Source organism: Vibrio zhanjiangensis (assembly GCF_030161235.1).
In the GTDB taxonomy this organism is placed as follows: domain Bacteria; phylum Pseudomonadota; class Gammaproteobacteria; order Enterobacterales; family Vibrionaceae; genus Vibrio; species Vibrio zhanjiangensis.
This window is the reverse complement of record NZ_BSPW01000012.1, coordinates 23,398-31,182: the sequence shown is the minus strand read 5'-3', so window position 1 is coordinate 31,182 and position 7,785 is coordinate 23,398. Positions and strand designations below refer to the sequence as shown.

The 7,785-nt window shown below is 44.8% G+C and carries 6 protein-coding genes and 15 tRNA genes; 1 reads left to right on the top strand and 20 read right to left on the bottom strand.

What is annotated here, in order from left to right; translation table 11 throughout:
• Positions 1-19: 19 nt before the first annotated feature.
• The 20 genes from QQK21_RS02625 to lolB all read right to left on the bottom strand — a co-directional run bounded on the left by QQK21_RS02625 (position 20) and on the right by lolB (position 6,350).
• Positions 20-104, bottom strand: a tRNA-Leu gene (locus tag QQK21_RS02625).
• 52 nt (positions 105-156) lie between these two features.
• A tRNA-Gln gene (locus tag QQK21_RS02620) sits at positions 157-231 on the bottom strand.
• 31 nt (positions 232-262) lie between these two features.
• A tRNA-Leu gene (locus tag QQK21_RS02615) sits at positions 263-347 on the bottom strand.
• 26 nt (positions 348-373) lie between these two features.
• Positions 374-458 (bottom strand) — tRNA-Leu (locus QQK21_RS02610).
• A gap of 48 nt (positions 459-506) precedes the next feature.
• A tRNA-Met gene (locus QQK21_RS02605) sits at positions 507-583 on the bottom strand.
• 10 nt (positions 584-593) lie between these two features.
• Positions 594-678 (bottom strand) — tRNA-Leu (locus tag QQK21_RS02600).
• Positions 679-730: 52 nt separating this feature from the next.
• Positions 731-805: transfer RNA gene (locus QQK21_RS02595), tRNA-Gln, on the bottom strand.
• Positions 806-836: 31 nt separating this feature from the next.
• A tRNA-Leu gene (locus tag QQK21_RS02590) sits at positions 837-921 on the bottom strand.
• Between the two features lie 52 nt (positions 922-973).
• Positions 974-1,048 (bottom strand) — tRNA-Gln (locus QQK21_RS02585).
• A 31-nt stretch (positions 1,049-1,079) separates the two neighbouring features.
• A tRNA-Leu gene (locus QQK21_RS02580) sits at positions 1,080-1,164 on the bottom strand.
• A 27-nt stretch (positions 1,165-1,191) separates the two neighbouring features.
• A tRNA-Leu gene (locus QQK21_RS02575) sits at positions 1,192-1,276 on the bottom strand.
• A 46-nt stretch (positions 1,277-1,322) separates the two neighbouring features.
• Positions 1,323-1,399, bottom strand: a tRNA-Met gene (locus QQK21_RS02570).
• A gap of 79 nt (positions 1,400-1,478) precedes the next feature.
• Positions 1,479-1,553 (bottom strand) — tRNA-Gln (locus QQK21_RS02565).
• 31 nt (positions 1,554-1,584) lie between these two features.
• A tRNA-Leu gene (locus QQK21_RS02560) sits at positions 1,585-1,669 on the bottom strand.
• Between the two features lie 37 nt (positions 1,670-1,706).
• Positions 1,707-1,783 (bottom strand) — tRNA-Met (locus tag QQK21_RS02555).
• 268 nt (positions 1,784-2,051) lie between these two features.
• Positions 2,052-3,143 (bottom strand): redox-regulated ATPase YchF, encoded by a 1,092-nt coding sequence (gene ychF, locus QQK21_RS02550; protein ID WP_284190643.1) that lies wholly within the window; start codon positions 3,141-3,143, stop codon positions 2,052-2,054.
• A 10-nt stretch (positions 3,144-3,153) separates the two neighbouring features.
• Entirely contained in the window at positions 3,154-3,744 is a 591-nt protein-coding gene (gene pth, locus QQK21_RS02545; protein WP_284190733.1) for an aminoacyl-tRNA hydrolase, read from the bottom strand.
• Positions 3,745-3,892: 148 nt separating this feature from the next.
• Positions 3,893-4,837 (bottom strand): ribose-phosphate pyrophosphokinase, encoded by a 945-nt coding sequence (locus tag QQK21_RS02540; RefSeq protein ID WP_284190642.1) that lies wholly within the window; start codon positions 4,835-4,837, stop codon positions 3,893-3,895.
• Positions 4,838-4,866: 29 nt separating this feature from the next.
• Positions 4,867-5,736 (bottom strand): 4-(cytidine 5'-diphospho)-2-C-methyl-D-erythritol kinase, encoded by an 870-nt coding sequence (ispE, locus tag QQK21_RS02535; RefSeq protein ID WP_431313096.1) that lies wholly within the window; start codon positions 5,734-5,736, stop codon positions 4,867-4,869.
• On the bottom strand, positions 5,733-6,350 hold the full coding sequence (lolB, locus tag QQK21_RS02530; protein ID WP_284190641.1) for a lipoprotein insertase outer membrane protein LolB: 618 nt from the start codon (positions 6,348-6,350) through the stop codon (positions 5,733-5,735). Before lolB ends, ispE begins: the two co-directional genes overlap by 4 nt.
• 171 nt (positions 6,351-6,521) lie before the next feature.
• Here lolB and hemA point away from each other — a divergent pair, with 171 nt between their 5' ends.
• Positions 6,522-7,778 (top strand): glutamyl-tRNA reductase, encoded by a 1,257-nt coding sequence (hemA, locus tag QQK21_RS02525; RefSeq protein ID WP_284190640.1) that lies wholly within the window; start codon positions 6,522-6,524, stop codon positions 7,776-7,778.
• The last annotated feature ends 7 nt before the right edge of the window (positions 7,779-7,785 follow it).

The window sequence follows — 7,785 nt, the reverse complement described above, 5'->3', positions numbered from 1 at the left end:
GTAATTGTTAACCAATTTATGGTGCGGAAGGAGAGACTTGAACTCTCACACCTTGCGGCGCCAGAACCTAAATCTGGTGCGTCTACCAATTCCGCCACTTCCGCAACTAGTTTTGTAATCAGTCAGATAATTGGAGAATCTGACTGATATTGTGTATGGCAGGTCTACCTGGATTCGAACCAGGGAATGACGGGATCAAAACCCGTTGCCTTACCACTTGGCGATAGACCTGCAGAGTTAACCGTAATCGTTAACCAATTTATGGTGCGGAAGGAGAGACTTGAACTCTCACACCTTGCGGCGCCAGAACCTAAATCTGGTGCGTCTACCAATTCCGCCACTTCCGCATAAGTTTTCGTAGAGTAATTCAAGATGGTGCGGAAGGAGAGACTTGAACTCTCACACCTTGCGGCGCCAGAACCTAAATCTGGTGCGTCTACCAATTCCGCCACTTCCGCGTCTTGACTCTACAGGACTGATAGCAAGGCTAACAGTCAAAAAATAAATGGTGGCTACGACGGGATTTGAACCTGTGACCCCATCATTATGAGTGATGTGCTCTAACCAGCTGAGCTACGTAGCCATTTGTATAATGGTGCGGAAGGAGAGACTTGAACTCTCACACCTTGCGGCGCCAGAACCTAAATCTGGTGCGTCTACCAATTCCGCCACTTCCGCAACTAATTTTGTAATCAGCCAGATAATTGGTGAATCTGACAGATATTGTATATGGCAGGTCTACCTGGATTCGAACCAGGGAATGACGGGATCAAAACCTGTTGCCTTACCACTTGGCGATAGACCTGTAGAGTTAACCATAATCGTTAACCAATTTATGGTGCGGAAGGAGAGACTTGAACTCTCACACCTTGCGGCGCCAGAACCTAAATCTGGTGCGTCTACCAATTTCGCCACTTCCGCAACTAACTTTATAATCGGCCAGATAATTGGAGAATCTGACAGATATTGTGTATGGCAGGTCTACCTGGATTCGAACCAGGGAATGACGGGATCAAAACCCGTTGCCTTACCACTTGGCGATAGACCTGCAGAGTTAACCGTAATCGTTAACAAACTTATGGTGCGGAAGGAGAGACTTGAACTCTCACACCTTGCGGCGCCAGAACCTAAATCTGGTGCGTCTACCAATTTCGCCACTTCCGCATAAGCTTTTTGTAGAGTAATTCAAGATGGTGCGGAAGGAGAGACTTGAACTCTCACACCTTGCGGCGCCAGAACCTAAATCTGGTGCGTCTACCAATTCCGCCACTTCCGCGTCTTGACTCTACAGGACTGATAGCAAGGCTAGCAGTCAAAATAAATGGTGGCTACGACGGGATTTGAACCTGTGACCCCATCATTATGAGTGATGTGCTCTAACCAGCTGAGCTACGTAGCCACTCGTGAACGTGACAATATAAACCTTCACGTTCTTAGTGACAAGCCCTTTTTCTAAAAGGCTCAACACTTTAAATAATTGGCAGGTCTACCTGGATTCGAACCAGGGAATGACGGGATCAAAACCCGTTGCCTTACCACTTGGCGATAGACCTGCAGAGTTAACCGTAATTGTTAACAAATTTATGGTGCGGAAGGAGAGACTTGAACTCTCACACCTTGCGGCGCCAGAACCTAAATCTGGTGCGTCTACCAATTTCGCCACTTCCGCATCTATTCCTAAAAGCTTTTACAAAAACTCTCAGGAATGGTGGCTACGACGGGATTTGAACCTGTGACCCCATCATTATGAGTGATGTGCTCTAACCAGCTGAGCTACGTAGCCATACCATATTTTGTTCCCGTCAATAACTTACTTTATTATTGGGAACGGCGCGCATTATGCGAAGTTGAGACAAAGCCGTCAACAGTTTTTTTGAATAAATGCCGTGAAATCAACTGTTCGGTTTCTTTTTAAACAAAGAGGCGTGTTAATGAGTAAAAAGTGATGGCAAAATGAAGCGCATTTACCAAGTTTATTTATTTGATTACTCAACTGAAAAAATAAAGCCAGCATGGTTGCTGGCTTTTTTTGTCAATAACTTGCGTTAAAACTACACGTTAAATCGGAAATGAACAACATCGCCATCTTTAACGACGTAGTCTTTCCCTTCCAAACGCCATTTACCCGCTTCTTTTGCACCACTTTCACCTTGGTATTGAATGAAGTCGTCATAGCCGACCACTTCGGCGCGGATAAAGCCTTTTTCAAAATCGGTATGAATTTTACCTGCTGCTTGTGGTGCCGTTGCACCCACTGGAATCGTCCATGCTCTCACCTCTTTTACGCCAGCAGTAAAATAAGTGTGTAGAGTTAGAAGCTCATATCCAGAGCGAATCACGCGGTTTAATCCAGGCTCTTCAATGCCCAAATCGGCAAGGAACTCTTCTCTATCTTCGTCTTCAAGCTCTGACAATTCTGATTCAATAGCGGCACATACAGGGACGACAACATTGTTTTCTTTTGCGGCAAACTCACGTACAGCATCCAGATATGGATTGTCTTCAAAACCATCTTCATTGACATTGGCAATATACATAGTCGGTTTTAGAGTGAGGAAGTTGAGATACCCGATTGCAGATAATTCCTCTTTTGACAGCTCGACAGTGCGAGCCATGCCACCTTCTGTCAGTACAGGCAGAAGCTTTTCCAGTACTAAGAGCTCAAATTTTGCATCTTTATCGCCACCTTTGGCCTTTTTAGCGTTACGTTGAATTGCACGCTCACAAGAATCCAAATCAGCAAGAGCCAACTCCAAGTTGATAACTTCAATATCCTCAATTGGTGAGACTTTACCTGCAACATGAACGATGTTTTCGTTCTCAAAGCAGCGCACTACGTGACCAATGGCGTCAGTTTCACGGATGTTAGCCAAAAACTTGTTCCCCAAGCCTTCACCTTTTGAAGCCCCAGCGACCAATCCAGCAATGTCCACAAACTCCATTGTTGTAGGTAGAATTTTCTGAGGATTAACAATTTTTGCTAGAGCGTCAAGGCGCAAGTCCGGTACAGGAACGACACCAGTATTTGGTTCGATCGTACAGAATGGAAAGTTTGCTGCTTCGATTCCAGCTTTAGTTAGTGCGTTAAACAGAGTCGATTTACCTACGTTTGGTAGACCAACGATGCCACATTTAAAACCCATGATATAAACCTTATTCCGCTTTGAACGTATGTAGACGGTTTTGTGCTTTTGCTAATCCATCTTTTAAGAGGATATCCAAACAGCGCACGGCTTCGTCAGTAGCTGCGTCGAGCAGCTCTTGCTCTTTAGTCGGCGCTTTGCCGAGCACGAAACCCGCTACTTTATCTTTGTGCCCAGGGTGGCCAATACCAATCCTAAGACGATAAAAATCTTTGCAATTACCAAGTTTACTAATGGTGTCTCTCAGGCCATTGTGTCCACCATGGCCACCACCTTTTTTAAACTTAGCGACACCTGGAGGTAAATCCAGCTCATCATGTACGACCATGATTTCTTCAGGCTTTATTTGATAAAATGCTGCCAGAGCGGCGATTGATTTACCTGACAAATTCATATAAGTGGTCGGAATAAGCAAACGAAGATCTTGTCCATTGATGATTATTCGGCCTGTCATACCAAAAAACTTAGACTCATTTTTGAGTATGATATTGTGGACACGCGCAAGTTCTTCAACAACCCAAGCTCCAGCATTGTGCCGCGTTTTAGAGTACTCAGGGCCAGGGTTGGCCAGTCCGACGAGAAGTTTGATTGATTGGCTCAAGGTAAAGATCTCTGTTGGCATCTTAAAAGCGCCGTATGATAGCACAGAAATATTCTTCTGGGCGAGGCATACCTTATAGTGAATCGAGTAAATAACAAAACACCCCAAATATGGGGTGTTTTAGGTGTTTTTTTGACTTTAATTAGAGTCAATTAAACATCGCAGAAATTGACTCTTCATTACTGATACGACGAATCGCTTCTGCAAGCATACGGGACAGGCTAAGGGTGGTCACTTTACCGGTTGCTTGCATTTCTTTGGAGAGAGTAATTGAATCGGTAACTATGACTTGATCTAGAACTGAGTTTTTGATGTTTTGATGGGCATTTCCAGAGAAAACAGCGTGAGTGGCATAGGCAAAAACTCGCTTAGCTCCTCGCTCTTTCAGAGCTTCAGCGGCTTTACACAATGTACCACCAGTATCAATCATATCATCGACAATCACGCAATCTCGATTTTCTACATCACCAATCAAATTCATGACTTCAGAAACATTGGCACGAGGGCGACGCTTATCGACAATGGCAATATCAATATCGCCAAGTGCTTTAGCCGTTGCACGTGCTCTTACAACACCGCCAAGATCTGGTGAAACAACGACAGGGTTCTCTAGTCCACGAGCTTCCATATCGTCAAGTAGCACAGGTGTACCAAAGATGTTATCGACGGGAACATCAAAGAAGCCTTGTATCTGCTCTGCGTGTAGGTCTATGGTCAGAACGCGGTCAACGCCGACGTTTGAAAGAAAATCAGCAACGACTTTAGCAGTAATGGGAACACGGGCAGAGCGTACACGACGATCTTGGCGTGCATAGCCAAAATAGGGGATAACTGCTGTAATACGGCCGGCAGAAGCACGGCGCATTGCATCAATCATCACGACCAGTTCCATTAGGTTATCATTGGTTGGTGCGCAGGTAGATTGGATGATGAAAACATCACTACCACGTACATTCTCGTTAATTTGGACGGCAACTTCGCCATCCGAAAAACGAGAAACAGTTGCGTCACCAAGAGAGATGTAGAGACGATCAGCAATACGTTGGGCTAGTTCAGGTGTAGCGTTACCAGCAAATAGCTTCATATCAGGCACGGTAGAAACCTCAGGGTTGCGTCCAGTATTTAGATTATATTGTAAGCTAAGCGATACTTAGCAAGTGTCTCATGTAGAGGTGAAATATTTTTCCCTCTGGCCACAAAAGCTGAGACATTGTCAGGCAATTGTTCAAGAACCTTGTTGGCCTCATTTCGGCTCAAAAATTCAGCAAAAACGCAGGAGCCGGTCCCTGTAAGTCTTGACGGCGCATATTGTAACAGCCAAGAAAGTTGCTTATCAACCTCTGGGTGCAGCATTCGTACAACTTTTTCGCAATCGTTTTCGTATTGGCCATCAATAAGCGTATCCAGATCACGTTTTGGAGAGTTTCTGTGCAATTTGGGGTGAGAGAATATCTCACCGGTAGCGATAGAAACTCCGGGCCTCACAACGAGGTAATATTTTTCTTGTGGGCTAACCTTTACCAGTTTTTCGCCAACACCTTCAGCAAAAGCAGCAAAGCCTTGCACAAATACGGGGACATCAGCGCCGAGAGTTAAGCCTATTTCAGCCAGTTCTTGTTGAGAAATATCAGTTTGCCAAAGGTAGTTTAGTGCAACAAGCGTGGTCGCGGCATTAGAAGAGCCCCCTCCAATACCTCCGCCCATAGGTAATGTTTTACTTAGATGAATATGGGCGCCAAGCGCGCATCCCGCTCTTGTTTTGAGCGCCATGGCAGCTCGATAAATTAGGTTATCTGTGACTGGGACATCTGGAAGCTCTGGTTCAATGGTTATTTCTCCAGTGCTGTTGGCTGTGATAGCAAGTTCATCGCCGTAATCCAAAAACTGGAATAGAGTTTGTAATTCGTGGTAGCCATTGTCTTTTTGTCCTGTGATGTACAAAAACAAATTTAACTTTGCTGGTGATGGCCAATGGGTAGTGTCATTGATCATGGTTCGAGATTCCAGTTTGATATAACGATATTGATGGCGATGCTTCCTTGTGTCAGTTTGAGTTTATGAGGCAGAGGGAGCGGTTGCCCTTGATAGTCGACATCTTGATAACCTAGGTAGTTGAGTTGCCAGACTTTACCTTGCACTTTTTTCGTTAGTGAGGCCAATGTGTTTGTGTCGTTGAGGATAAAACCGTCAGCGCCTTCAGGGCGGCCTAAAAGCCAGTTGTTGAGCTGTTCAATAGGCAAGCTGAGTCCCGTGAGACGATAAATAAGTGACTGAGCATCGTCCGATACAAAAGTGTCATCTTGATAGGTCTCTACAGAGGAGCCTTGTGGCGTAATTTTAAGGTTAAGGGCAGTTTGACCGATAAAGGTTGTTAGCCTGAGTTGTTTGAACGTTGGGCTATGTTTCCATTGAAAATTAAGAGATTGGCGTTGTTCGGGCGAAATATAGCCAAGTTTTCCATTGGCCTTGTATTGGTCGATTGAGGCGAGCTTTTGTTGTTGTGTCTGCCATTCCACGTTAGTGGTACTAGGGTCGATGGACGCACAGCCAGAAAGATATAAAATACTGAGGATAACAGTGAGAAAGAGACGAAAATAGGCCGTCATTGTATAATTAGTGTCCAATTTGAGTAGTGTCCATGGGTGACACTATATCATTGAAATCACGAAGTCATGAAAACATATCCTTAATGGCCTTTAATTAAATTGGGTCATACAGTAAAATTCTGTCTTTGTTTGCTTATTTGCTTATTTGCTGATTCAGAGAAACTCGATTACATGTCATTGCTTGCTATCGGTATCAACCACAATACGGCTTCCGTTGAACTGCGTGAGAAAGTCGCATTTGGGCCGGAAAAACTACCACAAGCACTTAATCAGTTAGGTGATAATCCATATGTTAATGGTAGTGTTATCATCTCTACCTGTAATCGAACTGAGATATACTGTGATGTTAAAGCTTTAGGAAAAAGCAAAGTGATCGATTGGCTTGCTCAATTTCACCAAATTAGTCCTGAAGCCTTAAAACCCAGTTTATATGTTCATGAAGAGCAAGCTGCCATTCGTCACTTGATGCGTGTGTCATGTGGCTTGGATTCACTGGTTTTAGGTGAGCCGCAAATTTTGGGGCAGGTCAAGCAGGCCTACTCGGATTCGCGTCAGCACAACGCTGTTGATACAGCAATGGACAAGTTATTTCAGAAAGTTTTCTCTGTGGCTAAACGTGTCCGTACCGAAACGGATATCGGTGGTAATGCTGTTTCGGTTGCTTATGCAGCATGTACCCTTGCTAAGCATATTTTCGAATCACTTCGAGATTCTACAGTCCTACTGGTGGGGGCGGGTGAAACGATAGAGCTGGTTGCCAAGCATCTCGCAAGCAACGGTTGTAATGATATGATAGTGGCTAATCGAACCTATGAACGAGCCTTGCCTCTCGCCGAACAATTTGGGGCTCAAATTATTGGTTTACCAGAGATTCCTAATCATCTGGCTCGTGCTGATATCGTCATAAGTTCGACGGCTAGTCCCTTACCTATTATTGGGAAAGGCATGGTGGAAAGCGCATTGAAAGCTCGCCGCCATCAGCCGATGCTGTTGGTGGACATCGCGGTTCCTCGAGATATCGAATCACAGGTCGCTGAGCTGGATGATGCTTACCTTTATTCTGTAGATGACTTGCAGTCGATTGTTGAAAACAATATGGAGCAGCGTAAAGTCGAAGCTATTCAGGCAGAAGCAATTGTAAGTGAGGAAAGCGCCACGTTTATGTCGTGGTTGCGTTCACTGCAGGCGGTCGATAGTATTCGAGATTATCGTCAGGCAGCCAATGATATCCGTGAAGATCTCCTCAATAAAAGTTTGCAATCATTAGCGGCAGGTGCAGATCCGGAGAAAGTACTGCTTGAATTTAGTAATAAGCTTACCAACAAACTAATCCATGCCCCGACACGAGCATTGCAAAGTGCAGCTGAGCAAGGGGAGCCTGCTAAGCTTGCGACTTTACGACAAAGTTTGGGTCTTGAAGACTCTTAATACCCTT